At 58.6% G+C, this 17,543-nt stretch carries 15 protein-coding genes; 1 reads left to right on the forward strand and 14 read right to left on the reverse strand.

What is annotated here, in order from left to right:
* Nucleotides 1–49: 49 nt before the first annotated feature.
* The 14 genes from K5845_RS06420 to K5845_RS06485 form a co-directional block, all read right to left on the reverse strand.
* The gene (locus K5845_RS06420) at nucleotides 50–754 is read right to left on the reverse strand and encodes a cell division protein FtsQ/DivIB (protein WP_287958657.1); all 705 of its coding nucleotides are present in this window, start codon (nucleotides 752–754) and stop codon (nucleotides 50–52) included.
* Nucleotides 755–963: 209 nt separating this feature from the next.
* Nucleotides 964–1,911: a D-alanine--D-alanine ligase gene (locus K5845_RS06425; RefSeq protein ID WP_287958658.1), complete on the reverse strand. Its 948-nt coding sequence runs from the start codon at nucleotides 1,909–1,911 to the stop codon at nucleotides 964–966.
* 117 nt (nucleotides 1,912–2,028) lie between these two features.
* Entirely contained in the window at nucleotides 2,029–3,012 is a 984-nt protein-coding gene (gene murB / locus K5845_RS06430) for a UDP-N-acetylmuramate dehydrogenase (RefSeq protein WP_287958659.1), read from the reverse strand.
* On the reverse strand, nucleotides 3,012–4,442 hold the full coding sequence (murC, locus tag K5845_RS06435; RefSeq protein ID WP_046479554.1) for a UDP-N-acetylmuramate--L-alanine ligase: 1,431 nt from the start codon (nucleotides 4,440–4,442) through the stop codon (nucleotides 3,012–3,014). The genes murB and murC overlap by 1 nt, the downstream gene beginning before the upstream one ends.
* Before the next feature lie 127 nt (nucleotides 4,443–4,569).
* Nucleotides 4,570–5,694: an undecaprenyldiphospho-muramoylpentapeptide beta-N-acetylglucosaminyltransferase gene (gene murG / locus K5845_RS06440; protein ID WP_046479553.1), complete on the reverse strand. Its 1,125-nt coding sequence runs from the start codon at nucleotides 5,692–5,694 to the stop codon at nucleotides 4,570–4,572.
* A complete protein-coding gene (locus tag K5845_RS06445; RefSeq protein ID WP_046479552.1) occupies nucleotides 5,694–6,878 on the reverse strand; it encodes an FtsW/RodA/SpoVE family cell cycle protein in 1,185 nt (394 codons plus the stop codon). Before K5845_RS06445 ends, murG begins: the two co-directional genes overlap by 1 nt.
* Complete coding sequence (gene murD / locus K5845_RS06450; RefSeq protein ID WP_287958660.1) at nucleotides 6,875–8,350, reverse strand: UDP-N-acetylmuramoyl-L-alanine--D-glutamate ligase; 1,476 nt, start codon at nucleotides 8,348–8,350, stop codon at nucleotides 6,875–6,877. Before murD ends, K5845_RS06445 begins: the two co-directional genes overlap by 4 nt.
* Before the next feature lie 36 nt (nucleotides 8,351–8,386).
* Nucleotides 8,387–9,469, reverse strand: a complete 1,083-nt coding sequence (gene mraY / locus K5845_RS06455; RefSeq protein ID WP_046479550.1) for a phospho-N-acetylmuramoyl-pentapeptide-transferase — start codon at nucleotides 9,467–9,469, stop codon at nucleotides 8,387–8,389.
* 52 nt (nucleotides 9,470–9,521) lie between these two features.
* Nucleotides 9,522–11,006: a UDP-N-acetylmuramoyl-tripeptide--D-alanyl-D-alanine ligase gene (gene murF, locus K5845_RS06460; RefSeq protein WP_287958661.1), complete on the reverse strand. Its 1,485-nt coding sequence runs from the start codon at nucleotides 11,004–11,006 to the stop codon at nucleotides 9,522–9,524.
* Nucleotides 10,972–12,465, reverse strand: coding sequence for a UDP-N-acetylmuramoyl-L-alanyl-D-glutamate--2,6-diaminopimelate ligase (locus K5845_RS06465; RefSeq protein ID WP_287958662.1), 1,494 nt, complete (start codon nucleotides 12,463–12,465; stop codon nucleotides 10,972–10,974). The genes murF and K5845_RS06465 overlap by 35 nt, the downstream gene beginning before the upstream one ends.
* Nucleotides 12,466–12,596: 131 nt before the next feature.
* Nucleotides 12,597–14,285 (reverse strand): peptidoglycan D,D-transpeptidase FtsI family protein, encoded by a 1,689-nt coding sequence (locus K5845_RS06470; RefSeq protein WP_287958663.1) that lies wholly within the window; start codon nucleotides 14,283–14,285, stop codon nucleotides 12,597–12,599.
* The gene (locus K5845_RS06475; RefSeq protein WP_287958664.1) at nucleotides 14,282–14,596 is read right to left on the reverse strand and encodes a cell division protein FtsL; all 315 of its coding nucleotides are present in this window, start codon (nucleotides 14,594–14,596) and stop codon (nucleotides 14,282–14,284) included. Before K5845_RS06475 ends, K5845_RS06470 begins: the two co-directional genes overlap by 4 nt.
* Before the next feature lie 25 nt (nucleotides 14,597–14,621).
* Nucleotides 14,622–15,692 (reverse strand): 16S rRNA (cytosine(1402)-N(4))-methyltransferase RsmH, encoded by a 1,071-nt coding sequence (gene rsmH, locus K5845_RS06480; protein WP_046479547.1) that lies wholly within the window; start codon nucleotides 15,690–15,692, stop codon nucleotides 14,622–14,624.
* Complete coding sequence (locus tag K5845_RS06485) at nucleotides 15,689–16,177, reverse strand: division/cell wall cluster transcriptional repressor MraZ (protein ID WP_046479546.1); 489 nt, start codon at nucleotides 16,175–16,177, stop codon at nucleotides 15,689–15,691. The genes rsmH and K5845_RS06485 overlap by 4 nt, the downstream gene beginning before the upstream one ends.
* Nucleotides 16,178–16,729: 552 nt before the next feature.
* On the opposite strand from K5845_RS06485, the gene K5845_RS06490 reads away from it, so the two are divergent.
* Nucleotides 16,730–17,518, forward strand: a complete 789-nt coding sequence (locus K5845_RS06490; RefSeq protein ID WP_160298736.1) for an alpha/beta fold hydrolase — start codon at nucleotides 16,730–16,732, stop codon at nucleotides 17,516–17,518.
* Nucleotides 17,519–17,543 lie beyond the last annotated feature (25 nt).

Consider the following 17,543-nt stretch of genomic DNA (forward strand, 5'->3'; position numbering starts at 1 on the left):
TCAATGATCTGAGCACGCTGGGACGCCTATCAGCCTCGCGCCCTCTGCTTTAGCCTGCCCGCATGATCAACTCACGAATACTCCGCGGCTCGACATCCGTACCGGCTTCTTTCACGAGAGTCCGAACAGCGATACGGCCAGAGGTCCGCACATCGATTACGGAATGCCCCGCGGCCAACACCGCGGCAAAGTCCGGCCACGCTTTGAGATCCGCCAGAGCCGTGGCTTCGCCAGTTGCAGGCAACTCAATTTGATTCCCATCCACCAGATGCAACCGCCATCTACGGCCGGCGACACGCTCCGCCTGTTGCAGCGCTCCGGAAAGATCGGCATGCGCCGATAAAAGCGCCATGAGTGCCGAGGCTTCCTTCGCCGCACCCTCCCCGGCAATTTGAACAAGGCCGGATGGAGCGGTATGCCGCTCGGCAGCCGACAAGACCCGTCCCTCGCGATCAACGATCAACAGATCCTTTCCATGCTGCCACAACGCATACGGAACCCGTTCTGTTATCTCGACAATCATTTGATCCGGGTAAACGCGCGTGATCGACGCCCGCTCCACCCAGGACAACTCTTCAACCGCACGACGCGCCGCCGCAAAATCGAAGCTCAGAACAGATCGGGCCTTATCGAGTCCCAAGGCATCAAAGACATCGCCATCTGGCGTAAAACGATGACCCTTAAGCGTGACCTGATCGATGCCGAATCCACTCCAACCGACAACGCGATCCAACTCAGCACTGACTGAAGACATCGTCCGAGTCTGTTCTCCGCCTTGCGTCAGTATCCAGAACAAACCGATCCCGACGAGCCCCGCAATGGCGATGCTTGTGACACGCAAAGCCACAGAAACCCGGCGTGGACGCGCCCGCTCGTTGGGCCAATCATAATCAGGAAGGGAACCAGCATCATCCGAATGAGGCGACGCTGCGCGAGCGCTCCTAAACAATCCGGAAAACGCACCTACCTGTTGCAACTTGCGTCCTCGATAATCCAGCGAACCAACTCACCGAACGACCATCCTGCGTGGGCCGCGAGCTCCGGCACCAAAGAAGTCGTCGTCATACCTGGCTGGGTGTTAACCTCGAGGCACACCAGTTCACCGGTACCGCCGGGCGTATCGTCAAAGCGGAAATCAGCTCTGCTCACGCCGCGGCACCCCAGCGCCTGATGCGCCGCCAATGTGCATTTCCGTATAGATTGGTAAATATCTGGTGAAAGCTTTGCAGGAACTTGATGGCGAGACCCGCCAGCCCCGTATTTTGCCTGATAATCATAAAATTGGAGACCTTCGGCGGGCAAAATGTCGGTGACGTCGGTCACGAAATCACCAATGACCGCACACGTCAGTTCCCGACCGGCCACATAACGCTCGACCATCACCACGTCGTCCAGGTCGCCATCCTCACCGATCCGAACGGGAGGCGATTCGTCGGCCTTCTGCACGATAACGACGCCGACGCTGGAGCCCTCCGTCAGCGGCTTGACCACGTATGGCGGCGGTAGCGCATGTTCTGCCATGGCTTGCCGTCGTGTGACGATGACTGCGTTCGCAACAGGGATGCCGGCCGGCTTCATCACGGCTTTGGCCCGCTCTTTGTGCATAGCGAGTGCCGAGGAAAGAACGCCCGAATGAGTATAAGGAATTTCAAAGCATTCAAGAACGCCTTGCACGCAGCCGTCTTCACCGAACTTTCCGTGAAGCGCGTTGAAACAAGCTTGCGGCTTCACCTCGACGAGCCGCTGAGCGATGTCACGCGCAACATCGATCCGTGTGACCCGGTAGCCTTCGCCCTCCAACGCATCAGCCACCGCTGCACCCGAATTAAGGCTGACCTCCCGTTCGGCCGACCATCCGCCCATGAGAACGGCAATATGCTCAAACGTACGCGCTGGCGCTGGCCCGATCATTTGGTCTCCGCATTCGTTATCTGAGTGGAAGCTGCTACAGCTCTTTTAAACTGGGAACGGGACGGAGGAACAGCCCGCCCCTGAGAGGTCGCCGAGAACAATCGAGCTGCAGCGTGATTACTGTTTCCCAGCGCCCGTGTTGAAAAGCTCAGCTAACGCCTCACCGGTAGGGCGCCCTTCAACGGGCTCACCAAGCCGAATAATTTCCCAGTTGAGCGTCACTCCCGACGTCGCCTTCACACGTGCCCGGACGGTTTCACCAAGACGTTCGACATCTTCCGCGGTCGCTTCGGCGTCATTGATGAGGAAGTTGCAGTGCATTTCGGAGACCTTTGCCCCGCCGACACGTAGCCCGCGACACCCCGCCTGATCGACCAGCTTCCACGCCGAATGACCATTCGGGTTTTTGAAGGTCGATCCCCCCGTCCGTTCACGGATCGGCTGATTCTGCTCGCGATAGTCTGCGACCTCTTCCATCTGCTTAAGGATTTCGGATGGCTCTCCCGGCTGGCCACGGAACGTTGCTTGCGTGAAAATATAGTCGGCCGGAACACTACAATGGCGATAGGTGTACCCCATGTCCGCGACGCTGAGCTCATGAACGTTTCCGGCCCGATCCACGGCGCGAACGTATTCCAGAACATCCTTCGTTTCGACACCATGCGCACCGGCATTCATCCGCAAGGCCCCGCCAATCGAACCGGGGATGCCACGGTAGAAATGTAGTCCCGCAATCCCAGCTTCTCCGGCCGCCCGCGCAACTTTGACATCCGGCACCGCAGTCCCGACTCTTAGACGATCCGGCCCGAGAACCTCAATGGTTCCAAATCCCCGGCCAAGCCTAATGACAACACCGCGAACGCCGCCATCGCGAACAAGGAGATTGGAACCGAGGCCCATCGTAAAAACCGGAACGTCGGCCGGAATAGATTTCAGGAAATAGACGAGATCGGCTTCATCTGCAGGCGTGAACAAAACCTGAGCCGGCCCACCCACGCGAAACCACGTGATGTCCGATAACATCGCATTCGCGGATAGCCGACCGCGCAGATCTGGCAGGTTTTGCAGCCAATCGGAAGTGGGATCGGCAAAGGCCACCATTACTCTCCAGCCAAACGCGGCGCCTCACCCAGCCAGTCAGGCAAGGCATTGGCCCACTCAGTCGAATTCCCCGCACCCAGACAAACCACCATGTCTCCGGCGCGCCCGTTGCGCTGGATCATCGGCACAAGCTCTCTGGGCGAATCAATAGCCAGAACGGCCTTATGCCCCCGGCTACGGATACCTTCCGCCAACGTGTGCTGGTTGATCCCGTCGATTGGAGCTTCGCCCGCCGTATAGAGCGGCGCGACCACCACCGTATCAGCGTTGTAAAAGCAGCCACAGAAGTCATCGAACAGGTCGCGGACCCGCGTATAACGGTGCGGCTCGACGACCGCGATGACCCGTCCTCGCGCTCCAGCGCGCGCTGCTTCCAGAACAGCCGCGATTTCCGCCGGATGGTGTCCGTAGTCATCAAAGATCGAGACACCGTTCCATTCGCCCATGAACTGAAACCGCCGTTTAACGCCCGCGAAGGTTAGCAGAGCAGCACGAATTTCATCGTCGCTCGCACCTGCCGCTGCAGCGACCACAATCGAAGCCAGTGCGTTGAGCGCGTTGTGACGTCCGGGTGCCGGAACCCGAAGACCTTTAAGCGTTCGCGCACCACCCGGTACGCGCGCATTGAAAGCAACATCGAACACGCTGGAATGACCATCACTGGCAAGCGTCAACATCCGCGCATCGGCATCCTCGCCGCACCCGTACGTAACTATAGGTCGCCCATCGTGCTGCAAATTGAGACGCCTCAGCATGTCGGCGACAACCCCATGGTCGACGCATGCAACAAGCAGTCCGTAGAACGGCACTTGCCGTATAAACGTCTCATAGGCCGCGTGCATGGCTTCAACGCTGCCGAAAAAGTCTAGATGTTCCGGGTCGATATTCGTAATGACGCCAATCTGGCTCGGCAGTCGCGTGAACGTACCGTCTGACTCATCAGCCTCCACGATCATCCAGGGCCCACTACCGAGCCGGGCGTTCGACCCCCAGTTGTTGACGATACCCCCGGTGATGACCGTCGGATCAAGCCCAGTCTCCGCAAAGATGTGCGCGATGAGCGACGTCGTGGACGTTTTTCCGTGCGTGCCCGTCACCGACACCGTCGAATAGAGCCGCATAAGCTCAGCGAGCATCTCAGCGCGCCTGATAATCGTCAGTCCCTTGGCGCGCGCCGCTTCCAATTCCGGATTACCAGCTTTGACAGCGCTAGAGATAACGACGTTCTTGGCGCCGACGAGATTGATCGCATCATGGCCGATAAAGACCCGGACGCCTTTGTCCCGTAAACGTTTAACGTTCGGACTATCTTTCTGATCGCTACCCTGGACCGAATAGCCCATGGCGACCAGAATTTCGGCGATGGCGCTCATCCCGATGCCGCCAATGCCGATAATATGAAAAGTCCCGAACTCACGGGGCATCTGCATGTCTTTGACTTTCCCCTCAGTATGATCCGAATCGCGCCCCCTGCGTTTCAGACTCTCATGAAATACTTCTGATCCGCTGGCAAATCCCGGTGCAGATTGCACCGCAATCCGGCCGAATTATTTCCTATCACGCCCCATGCGCCAGATTTTCGCGATGTGCGGCCAATTCCTCGACCACGTCCGCCAACCTGGCAACGGCGTCCGGCCGTCCAAGCTCTTTGGCCGCATTCGCCGCTTGAACAAGATGGGTCGGCGAAGCAATCAACGTACCAATTTCTCGGGCCCAAATCTCAGGCGTCAACTTATCCTGCTCGAAACACCAGGAAGCACCCGCCTCAACCAACCGTGTCGCATTGTACAACTGGTCGTTGTCGACGGCATGCGGCAAGGGGACCAGAATCGAGGGACGGCCGATGACAGTCACTTCGGCGACAGTAGAGGCACCGGCCCGGGCGATCACAAGGTGCGATCGTGCCATAAGATCAGGCAAAGCCCCAAAAAAACTGGCAACCTCCGCAGCAATTCCGCTCTCTTGATACGCAGCGCGAACCCGGTCGACATCTTCCTCACGCGCCTGCTGCACAACGGACAACCGTGCTCGCAGTTCCTGAGGCAACAACGCCAGAGCAGATGGAAGCACATCGGAGAAATAACGCGCACCCTGCGAACCACCGAATATCAAAACCTGAATCACGTCACCGGCCATCGGCGCCCAGTAAGGGCGCTCGGCAGCCTGAAGAACTTGATCGCGCACGGGATTACCCGTCAGCCGGACTTTGTCCGCGTTGCGCTCATCAATATATTTCACACGCTCAAACGACGTCGCGACAATGTCGACACGGCGCGCGAGGAGTCGGTTGGCCCGCCCTAGAACAGCGTTTTGCTCGTGCACCATCGTACGAACGCCGCGCAGTTTCGCCGCCACAAGAGGTGGGAACGCCGGATAACCGCCAAAGCCAACTACAACGTCGGGCGAGATCTCCCCAAGCAGCTTGAGCGCTGAACCTATGCCTTTCGACAGCATCCAGCCTGTCCGGGCAATTTCGGTCGGCGCCTTGCTCACCAACGTTGCGGACGAAATCTGATGAATAGACCGCGCAGGGAAATCGGTGCCGTAGCGATCCCCCCTCATATCGGTCACGAGATCGACAACGATGTTCCGGCGGCCTAATTCCTGGGCCAGCGCATAAGCCGGAAACAAATGCCCCCCGGTTCCTCCGGCGGCTAACAGCACGCGTAGCTCCTGAGCCATTACGCTTCTCTCCGCCTCTCGTTGCCCATATCAAACCCCTCCACGCGCGCAACGACCTTGGGCATCGTCAAGCGTGCCGGATCGGCCCGTCGCCGCGTTAGCGCCAGCAACATGCCCAGGGTGACGGAAATCGCAAGGATAGAAGAGCCTCCCGACGAAATGAAAGGCAGCGTCATACCTTTCGCCGGCAGCATTCCCGCGTTTACACCCATATTGATCAAGGCCTGCAAGCCAAACATCAGCGCCAGTCCTTGGATGGCCAACCGATCCCCGCCCCGCGGCTCCCGTCCAGCAACCGAAAGCGCCTTGATAACGATGAAGCCGAACAAAGCGAGTAGGGCAAGACACGCGAGCACTCCGTACTCCTCGGCAACAACCGAAAAAATGAAATCGGTGTGTGCATCTGGGAACTTTGTTTTGATTGTCCCTTCACCCGGTCCGCGACCAAAGAACCCGCCTTCCGTGAAGGACTGCATTGCACGCGCCAGCTGAGAATTCTCCTCGGGCGACGGTGCAAGAAAACGTTCGATACGCACACGCACGTGGTCAAATAACACATATCCGCTAGCTGCAACCGCGAGACCAACGCCAGCGAGCACTCCCGCGCCAATCGCCGGAAGCCCAGCCAGCAGGTACATCAGCCCCCAGACCAGACCGATCAAGAGAGTTTGCCCGAAATCAGGCTGCAGCATCAGCAGCCCTGCGAGGATAACCAGCAGCACAATCGCCAATGGTAACGCCGGCATATCCGAACGTTTGTGCGCTTCTGCCAGCAACCATCCGGACACGACAACGAAAGCGGGCTTAGCGATTTCTGACGGCTGCATCGAGAAACCACCGACGAATAGCCATCGACGCGCTCCGTTGATAAGCGGACTTTGAAAATAGACCCACACCAACGTACAAAACGAGATGAACAGGAGAGCGACGGCCAGTCGCCGTATGGTCTCTGGTTTAAGAAAAGACAGAAACAGGATGATCCCGAGCCCGGCTGCCGAAAAAATGAGATGACGATTGAAAAAGTAGAACGTTGGCAGGTTCTTCTTGATCGCAACAGCCGGACTAGCCGCCAGAGACAGCATCAACCCAATCAACATCAACGCGAGAATCGCTGACAAGAGCACCCGGTCGACAGTAAACCACCACGCGGCAAGCTTGCTTCGGTCTGCCCGCGAGAAGCTCATACCGTTCCTCGGCTTTTGCTCACCCCTGGTAGCATCTCGACGATCCTGCGAAAGGCATCTCCGCGTTCCTCGAAGTTCCGGAACTGATCAAAAGACGCACACGCCGGTGAAAACAGGACAACCGTCTCACACCCACGCTCAAGCCCAGCATCATGGGCCGCCGCCGTCACGGCCGCTTCCAGAGAACCACAACGGACGTAATCGACCTGCCCCTCCAAAGTCTGAGCGAACGCGTCCTCTGCTTCACCAATCAGATAGGCGCGTCTAATTCGCCCGAAATGCGGCGCGAGCGACGTAATTCCCCCGCTTTTTGCGCGTCCCCCGGCAATCCAATAGATATCACCTTGAAACGACGACAACGCCTTATCTGTCGAGTCAGCATTGGTCGCTTTGGAATCGTTGATGAAAAGAACCTGGTCCGTCTGTCCGACCTGCTCCATGCGATGCGCAAGACCTGGAAAACTCTTCAGCGCTTGAGCGATTCTCTCGATATCCCAGATCCGGTGCGGAACCCCATTCACGGTGAGTTCGACCTCACCTCGATCCGCCAGTTCCTGCAGAGCCCGCAATGCCCCCAAAGCGGCCAGCGCATTTTGCACATTGTGTGCGCCCCGCAATGACGGGATGCCATCGAGCTGCACCACCTCCTCGCTGGTGGCGTAGGAACCTGATTTCTCGTGCACAAAAAGGCTTGAGCCAATGGCGTAGAGCCTGGGCACCAGAACCGCCCCCCGACCTACGGTGATCGGATAAAGCCGGCCGCTGTCTTCCAGACGCGCTGCCACCTGCCCCGTCCATTTGTCGTCAATCGCGACGACAACGGCGTCAGCTGCGGAGACCAGGCGCTCCTTAACGCTGGCGTAGTGCTCTATCGTTCCATGGCGATCGAGATGATCCGGCGTCACGTTCAGGAGCACACCAACGCTCGGATGAACCGAGGGTGTCAGATCAATTTGATAAGATGACATTTCAACGACGTGCACACGATCCTGCGCGGGCGGCTCTAACGTGAGGATCGCCTTACCGATATTGCCGCCCATCTGAGTGTCGAAACCAAGTTCGCGAAGCAGATGTGCGATGAGAGCCGTTGTCGTCGATTTTCCGTTCGTGCCGGTGATCGCGATAAAAGCAGATTTCGGCGCAACCATCGCACGCGCGCGGCAGAACAATTCAACATCGCCGATGACCTCAACACCCGCTTCGCGTGCCTTCACGACGGTCCAATGCGGCTCCGGATGTGTCAGAGGTACGCCCGGCGCCAGAATGAGCGCTGCAAATGTTGTCCAGTCAGCTGAGGAAAGATCGACAACCTTGAAGCCCGAAGCTGCCGCCGCCTCGCGCGCAGCAACGCCATCGTCCCAGACCGCGACGTCAGCGCCGCCCGCAACCAGCGACTGCGCAGCCGCCACGCCCGAACCGCCCAGCCCGAAGACGGCAACCGTCTTGCCCGCAAACGTCGTCGCGCGAATCATAAGAGTATTTTATCCGATTTCCGCTGGAACCCTGGGTTAGCGCAATTTCAGCGTCGCAAGCCCGATCAAGGCCAGAACAACAGAAATAATCCAGAAGCGAACGACCACCGTCGATTCCTTCCAGCCCTTCTGCTCGTAGTGGTGATGCAGTGGGGCCATTCGGAACACGCGCTTGCCGGTCATCTTGAACGAAGCCACCTGGATAATCACCGACAGTGTTTCCAAGACGAACAACCCGCCGACGATAGCCAGAACGATTTCATGCTTGGTGATAACCGCGATCGACCCCAGCGCGCCCCCGAGAGCCAAAGAGCCGGTGTCCCCCATGAAGATCATTGCTGGCGGGGCATTGAACCACAAGAACCCAAGGCCCGCCCCGATCAACGCCCCGCAGATAATTGCGAGCTCACCCGTACCATTGATGAAATGGATCTGGAGATAGCCGGCGAACTTCGCATTGCCCGAAAGGTAAGCGATCAAACCGAACGTCGCGGCAGCGATCATCACCGGCACGATGGCGAGACCATCAAGACCATCAGTGAGATTGACAGCGTTGCCAGCTCCCGCGATGACCAGCACGCCGAGCAAAATAAAGAACGGCCCCAACTCAACGAGCACGTTCTTAAAGAACGGCACTGCAAGGCTCGTTGCGAACTCAGGCGCGGCGATCTGAGTAAAGGCATAGGCCGCAACAGCCGCGACGAGCAATTCCGCACCGAGCCGGACCCGCCCCGAAAAGCCGGATGCCGTTTGCTTGGTGACCTTGAGATAGTCGTCATAAAAGCCGATGGCGCCGAAAGCCATCGTCACCCCGAGCACGATCCAGACGTAGCCATTCTGCAGGTTCGCCCACAATAAGGTGGACACCAGCACCCCCGAAAGGATCATCAGGCCGCCCATGGTCGGCGTACCACGTTTGGCAAGGTGGCTTTGCGGACCATCTTCTCGGATCGGCTGACCCTTGCCCTGTTTGACGCGCAGCATGTCAATGATGCCGGGCCCGAACAACATCACAAAGACCAACGCGGTGAAGATCGCCCCACCGGTTCGGAATGTGATGTAACGAAAGACGTTGAGCGGACCGATATTGTCCGAGAAGTTCACCAGTTCATAGAGCATCCCGGCCTCACATCCCTGCCCGCTTCATTCCGTATTCAGTCCTACCTATCTGTCACACGCCGTCTGCCACAGTGGCATAGTGCTGCTTCAGCGCCCCCACGAGAGGAACCATCGCCGACCCGTTGGACCCTTTCACCATCACGATGTCGCCAGCCTGCAAGGTCTCCAGCAAAGGCTCCCGCAATCCGTCCGACGTCGCCGCCCACTGGCCCTGCATATCTGCAGGCAGATCGTAATACAGAGCTGCCATGTTCGATCCGCACGCAAAAACCAGATCAGCCTTAGCCGCGTCAATGATCTCCTTCAGGCCTCGGTGCAATTCTTCGGCTTTATCACCTAGTTCCAGCATATCGCCCAACACCAGAACCAGCCGGCCGTGCTCATCGCTGCGCGCTTGCCCTGCCGTCGTTATAGCCGCGGCCATAGAAGCCGGGTTCGCGTTGTAGCTCTCATCAATCAGCAGGATGTTTCCTCTGGAGAGGGAAAGAAGCGTTCGCTCACCACGCCCATGCAGAGCCGGAAGCTCTGCCAGTCCCTTCGCAGCCGACGCGACATCTCCACCCAGAGCATCCACCGCAAGAAGGGCGGCGAGCGAGTTCTCTGCTATATGCCGACCGGCGAGCGCAATCTGATAAGTCACGGTATCGCTCGACGGAAACTCCGCGAGGATCCTCTGTCCTTCCATGCCATCACGCGCTCGCCGCCCGCAATCAATCAGCGCCGCATCGGGCTCCCCCTCAGCATCCCCAAATGTCAGGATTCGGCTGGCGCTGGACTGAGCCCGTGTACGCAGCCGCTCGAAATGCAGATTATCTTGATTGAGGATAGCAACGCCATCAGGTTCAAGCCCGGCGAAGATTTCTCCCTTCGCGTCTGCGATTTCCTCTTCGCTCGCGAAGTTACCCAGATGCGCCGGAAGCACATTCAGAACAATCGCAACATGAGGCCGCACCAACTTAGTCAGCGGCGTGATTTCACCCCCATGGCTCATGCCGATCTCGAACACCCCAAAACGGGTATCTGCAGGCATTCGCGCCAGGGTCAACGGCACCCCCCAATGATTATTGAATGACTTATCGCCGGCATGAGTAACACCGAGCCGGCCAAACGCAGCGCGCAACATATCCTTGGTGGTCGTCTTGCCGGAACTACCCGTCACCGCGACAACGCGCGCTTCCGGAGCTAGCCGTGAACGAGCCGCACGACCGATATTCTCCAGTGCCACCAACGTGTCAGCGACCCGGATCAGCGGACCGTCGCCCGCTTTGCGCTGATACTGCGTCTCGACAATTGCCCCAGCAGCTCCAGCTGCAAAGGCCTTGGAGACAAAGTCATGGCCATCGCGCTTGTCTTTCAGCGCAACGAAAACATCACCCGGTGAAATTTCCCGGCTATCCAACGAAAAACCAAAGACGTCCTTCTCGGGCGTACCGTCAAGTTCGCCGCCCGCGGCCAAGACCAGCGCGTCCCAATCCCAAAGCGGCCCGCGCTCGTTTCGCACATCAACTTCCACGCGGTATCCTTCTGACTTCGCCAAAATTGTTTTCGATCGCCCCCTCCGCGACGTCATGATCAGAGAACGGCAGAACGCAATCACCGATGATCTGGCCGGTTTCGTGACCCTTGCCCGCAATCACGACAATATCGCCGCGTCCAAGATCCGTGATGGCCGCCTCGATGGCCTCGCGGCGATCCCCGATCTCCCTGACGATCGCGCTTGATGAGGTCCCGACGCCTACGAGCACAGCAGCACGGATGGCCGCTGCCGATTCACTACGCGGGTTGTCGTCTGTCACGATCACAACATCAGCCTTCTCCGCTGCAATCGCCCCCATGATGGGCCGCTTTCCAGCATCCCGGTCCCCACCGCAACCGAAAACACATACCACACGACCGGCAGCCATGGGTCGCACCGCATCGAGCGCCGCTGCAAGGGCCTCTGGCTTGTGCGCATAGTCAACGACCACCAAACCACCTCGGACTTCACCCACGATGTCGAGGCGCCCTTTCACACCCGTCAAACCCTCAAGCGCCTGTGCGCAAGCCTTAATGTCGAGACCTGTCGCAGCCGCAAGCCCCGCCGCCACCAAGGCATTCTCGACCTGATAACCACCGACCAGAGGCAACCGAATCGAAACCTCGTCACCACCAACAGCCAGATGGAGACGTTGCGCAAATCCCTCCGGGATCGCCTCAAGCAAACGGATCGTCTCCCCGTCGCGGCCAACCGTACGCACATCGAGCCCGCATGCACGCGCAACATCGCGAACGTCGCCGCTACGGGCGCCATCCATATTGATGACGACAGGCTGCCCCTTGGCCAAAAGCTCTGTGAAAAGACGCATCTTGGCTGCGAAATAAGCTTCGGTATCAGTGTGATAATCGAGATGATCCCGCCCCAGATTTGTGAACGCAGCGGCAGTCAGCTTCACACCATCGAGGCGATGCTGATCAAGACCATGCGAAGACGCCTCGAAGGCGATATGCGTGACGCCCTCGTCCGCAAGCCCCGCGAGGCTTTGATGCAGGCTTAGAGGGTCTGGCGTCGTCAAAGACCCATAAACACCACCATCCGGCTTCACGAGACCAATCGTGCCCAGCGACGCTGCCTTGAGGCCTTGCGACGCAAAAATCTGGCGCGTGAATTCCACAACGGAGGTTTTGCCGCTGGTTCCTGTAACCGCGACGGCCACATCTGGCTGCGCGCCATAGAACCGCGCTGCTATCCTCGCAAGGGTACGCCGCGGGTTATCCGTGCGGAGGACCGGCACACTTAACTCACCGACATCCGCTCCAGTCCCGACAAGAACCGCAGCCGCCCCCGCTTCCACCGCCTTGCCGACAAACTGCGCGCCATCGGCACGCGCACCGGGCAACGCCGCGAACAGAAAGCCCGGAGAAACCGTCCGGCTATCCAGGCTCAATCCGCGAATAAAGATCTCTTTCGCGCCAGGCGGCACGGAAATTTCAGGTTCGAGAAGATGGGAGAGCTGCATCAGCGTCGATCAAAAACCCGTTGGGGCGTTTCGAGCCGCTCTCGACAAGCGACCGGTTTACGGCGGCAATCAATCTCTTATTGTGGCGCGCCTGAGGCGTCAAACGCGCCACAATACTTCAAAACATCATTTTAGGGCGTTTCTGAGCGCGACGTGACGTCAAGCTGCGGCGCAATCCGGGCAATGATCTTGGCCGTGACCGGAGCAGCGTTCCGTCCGGCAGTAATCTGCATGGACGTCTCCTTTATTGGCTGCGGCTCGAACAAGGAGACCAACGTCACGTATTTCGGATTGCTCATCGGAAAAGCAGCGAAGAAAGAAGAGATTACCGACTTCTCCTTATAACCGCCCTTGCCCGGTAGCTCCGCGGTCCCCGTCTTACCTCCAACTTCCAAACCAGGCACGTTGGCGCGCCGCCCGGTCCCATCCCTTTCCGTCACGTTACTGCGCATCAACACATTGAATTTTCTACTTGTTTCTTCGGAAATTACGCGTTCTCCATCGCTTTCGCTCCCGGTCGGGCGGCGCAGATAGGTCGGCTGAATGCGTTTGCCACCATTGACGAGAGAAGCAGCTGCCGCCGCAAACTGTAGAGGCGTAACCGCAATCCCATGACCATAGGAGCGAGTGACGGTCTCTACAGCTTCCCAACGCTCGGGCAACTGGACATCCGCGACACTTCCAGCCTCCGTTTTCATCGCACCTGTAAGACCAATGCGCTGGAAGAATTCCTTTTGCCGCCCGGCGCCAAGATCAAGCGCCAGCATACCAGCCCCCACATTCGATGACCGCCGGAACACCTCGGCAACACTTAGGATTCGTCCAATAGGATGACTATCCGTAATCGTAAAACCACCAACACTCAGCGGCTTACGGACGTCAACGGGCGTATCCAGCGTGTACTTTCCCGAGTCCATCGCCATCGCCACCGTGAACATCTTGAATATAGATCCAAGTTCGAAAGTACCACCACTCAGACGATCCATCGTTTCACGCTCCAGCGATGGAACGAGCGGATCGACACCGGGCAGCGAAGCTGCCGCCAGGATCTCCCCACTTTTGGCATCCATCACCAGTCCAACGGCAGCCCGCGCTTCATACGTTGCCATTGCCGCAGCGAGTTCCTCCTCAACCGCGTGTTGAACGCCAATATCAAGGGATAGCTGCACCGGCGGCCGGTTCGAGAGGTTGGGCGTATGAACGGGATCGACCTGTCCATTTTCGTCTAGAAAACGTTCAATTCCGGCAATGCCTTTATTGTCGATATCGACATAGCCAAGCACATGCCCCGCAAGCGTTCCGCTCGGATAAGCGCGCTTGAGCTCATTCCTGAATTCGATGCCCGGCAGACCCAGATTGTGAATAGCCTCCGCTTGCCGCGTGGAGGTTCCTCGCCGTATCCAAACGAAGCGCTTGTCGCGATCCGCAAGGCTTTTGCGCAGTTCTGCCTGATTAAGTCCTGGCAAAACATGCCCAAGCTTTTCCGCCAGTTCGTCCTTATCGACCACCAGAGCCGGATCAGCGAACAATGAAGGCATAATGAGATCGCTGGCCAGCAATTGACCATTGCGATCGACAATGTCAGGCCGCGCAAAGGCAATCGCCATTGGCTGGCTCATTGAGACAGAAACCTCGCCCTGTCCCAGGATCGCCAGACGAACGAGTTGACCAGCGACGAGTGCAAAAGCCAGCATGACGCCCGCGATGGCCGCGACAGCGCGAATCCGCACCAGATACGCCTCGCTTACACGCTCTCTCTTCGCGTTCGCGGCAAGAGCACGGTCCGGCAAGCCGGGCGTGATGATGATCCCGCTCGTCATCGCGATGACCCTGCAGCCTCCCGCGTCTCATTTGGCAGCGCTGCCAAATGGTTCTCAACGTCAGGCTCCGTGAATTGGTCTTCGCGTGCCGGTGCGAGCCCCATGGCGCGCGCTGCCGGCCCGATAACCTCGGGTCTTGCTGCGAGTGCCCGGTCGGCTTTGAGAATTGCAATGTCTTGCCGGATCTTCTCGAGACGCCGCTCTTGCGCCTGAACCTGCTCGGCAAAATCGCGCGTATCGTAATTGATGGCATACAAACGGAAGGCGCTAATCAGCATAAGCGCCGCTGCGCCAATCATCAAAATACGCATGGCGGTACCCTCGCCGTTACAAACGCTACTTGGCGAGCCCCGGAACGCCGAGATCGGCAAACTCGATTTCCCACGGCTCAGCCGCTGTCCGCACGCCCGCCCTCAAACGCGCCGATCTGGCACGCGGATTGACCTGCGTTTCACCTTTAGAAGAGGTTAACGGCCGAGGGTTAACAATTCGAAAACTCGGAGCGCGCAATTCGATTGAACTTTGCGGAATGTGCCGCGAGCCCTGGCCGGACCTGCCGCCACGTGATGCTAAAAATCGTTTAACGATCCGGTCTTCCAGGGAATGAAAGGTTACCAACACGAGCCTGCCGCCCGGTTTGAGCAAGCGTTCAGCTCCGAAGAGCCCCCTCAGGAGCTGCCCCAGTTCATCGTTCACAAAAATTCTCAGTGCCTGAAACGTGCGCGTTGCGGGGTGCCGGCCATCGGGCTTACCGCCCCCCAAAACCTTCGCAACCACATCTGCCAGATCGAGGGTGCGCGTGAACGGCTCCTGCACCCGCCGCGCAACAATTGCCCGCGCGATTGCCCGGGAGCGCCTCTCTTCTCCGTATTGAAAGAGAATGTCCGCAATGCGCGCTTCATCGAACGTGTTGACGACATCCGCCGCTGACAACCCTTCTTCCGCGAGGCCCTCGCCCGGCGCGCTAAACATGCGCATGTCGAGAGGACCTTCTGATTGGAAAGAAAAGCCGCGCTCGGCTTCATCGAGCTGCATGGACGAAACGCCGAGATCAAAAACCACCCCGTCGAACTGGCCCACGAAGCGATCTTGTGTCTCCGGATCTTCTGCCCAATCGAGAAGCTGGCCAAACGGTGCCAGGCGAAGCTCCAAGGCTCCGCCGCGAGAAGCCACCAGATCAGCTCCGGCCGCTACCGCGGAAGGATCGCGGTCGAACGCCAACACTTGGCAATCGGCCGCGTCCAGAATTGCTGAAGTATAGCCGCCGGCCCCAAAGGTGGCGTCGATGTAGCGCTCGCCGCTCTTAGGCTGAAGAGCCTCGAGGACTTCCGAGAGAAGCACGGGAATGTGCCGATCCCGATTTGGATCGCCCTTTCCCCGCTGGTCCGACCCGCGTCGCGGCGTCATTCCCGTGCTCCCTCGTCCCCGCCGTCGTCTGCCCCTGGCTTGCGCCCGAATAGCTTGCGAGTTTCTCTAACTTTTGCGCGGGCGCGATTGCGCCGCTCTTCGAATTGGCCCGGTTCCCACATTTGAAACTTCTCGCCAAGACCGACAAAGGCGACGTGGCTCGTGAGGCCCGCGTGCGCCCTAAGCCCCTCAGGAAGGACGATGCGTCCGTCGCCGTCGATCGAGAGAACCTGGACGTCGCCGTAAAGCGCGACAGATAGCTCGTCCCGCTCATCTGAATAGTCCGGCAGATCCGCGAGCAGACCATCGATCTTCTTCGCAAGTCTCTCGCCGCCTGCATCGAGTGCCGGAGCATCAAGTGAAGGATAACAGTAGATGCCGCCGGCGTAGCCGTCACGTTCAAGTACTGCGCGGAAGGGAGCAGGAATCGAGACCCGTCCCTTGCTGTCGATCTTATTGACGAATGTCGAGACAAAACGGTCCATCCCCTGATTGCCGACCTCAACCTCGACGCATCACTTAAACTCCTGAAGCCACCTCACATGCCCGTCACCGGCCCGCTTGATGACCCGCGCACCGGCCGGAGACCGTGGCGGTCGCGAGTGCCTTGGCCCTCTCTCAAGGTACGCGCCCTGCCACGGCCCTTGCCCGGTGCGGACGGGCATATATGGGATCACATGGAATTTTATGGGTGTCAATGGTTTCTTAAGCAATTTACACGGGCCAAAGCGGGCTATCGCGCTTTCAACCTGAGCGTCGCAGAAAAGCCGCACACTGTTCACGGCAACCGCAAGAATGCTGCAGCCGTTAAGGGCTTGGCATGAATTCCTCGCGTAAATCGCAATGGGACAGGGAAAGGCTGTTGCGTGGCGTTGGGGTTGGGAATGCCGACTACGATGGGGCGCCGGTTCACGGGGAGCACCCTCGTGAGGTTGGTGTGCATAATTATTTGCGCTGGAATGCTATGGACGGCGCCGGATGCGTCCGCCGGCCCGCGACGATATATGGTCGCGCTATCGGTGCCCGGGCAAGAACAGGTGGCCCTATACGCCGAGGAGTATGGCAAAGGTCGTCCGCTGCTGCTGTTACACGGCCTCGGTGCATCCACCTACACGTGGCGCAATCTCATTCCGAGCCTTGCACAAAAGCATCGCGTCATTGCCATCGACTTGAAGGGCTTTGGCCGCTCGCAAAAACCTTACAATAATGCCTATTCCATCCATGACCACGCCGCATTGGTGAGCGCCTTCATTCGCAAACGCGGCCTGCGTGATGTCACGCTTATCGGGCATTCCTTCGGCGGCGCAGTCGCTTTGATGGTCACGCTGGAATTCAACCGGAAAGACCCCGGCCGCATTCGCGATCTCATCCTCATGAGCGCACCGGCCTACAATCAGCCATCGACTGAGTTTGTCCGCTTCATGCAAACACCGGTGTTGCCTTACGCAGCGCTAACGCTCATACCGCCAGAACTCTCCATCTGGCTCTCGCTCGACGCGACCGAAGCACAGCACATAAGCATGGATGATATCAGCGCGTATGCGGAACCCTTTTATGATCCCGCAGCCCGGCACGCTCTGATCACGACAGCCCGTCAAATAGTCCCTCGAGACCTCAAACGACTAACCGCACGCTACCCCACAATAAAACAGCGCACTTTGATCATCTGGTGCGATGGAGATACGACCGTCCCGCTCGCAACAGGCAAACATCTCGCCAAGGCCCTGCCCAACGCGAAACTGCAGGTACTGAACGGCTGCAGCCATGCCCCGCAACATGATCGCCCCCGCGCCGTATGGAACCTGATGCGCCGCTTTCTCTATTGAGGCGGCCCGAATAGCTTATCAAGAG

Source organism: Filomicrobium sp. (genome assembly GCF_025698805.1).
GTDB classification, from domain to species: Bacteria; Pseudomonadota; Alphaproteobacteria; order Rhizobiales; family Hyphomicrobiaceae; genus Filomicrobium; species Filomicrobium insigne.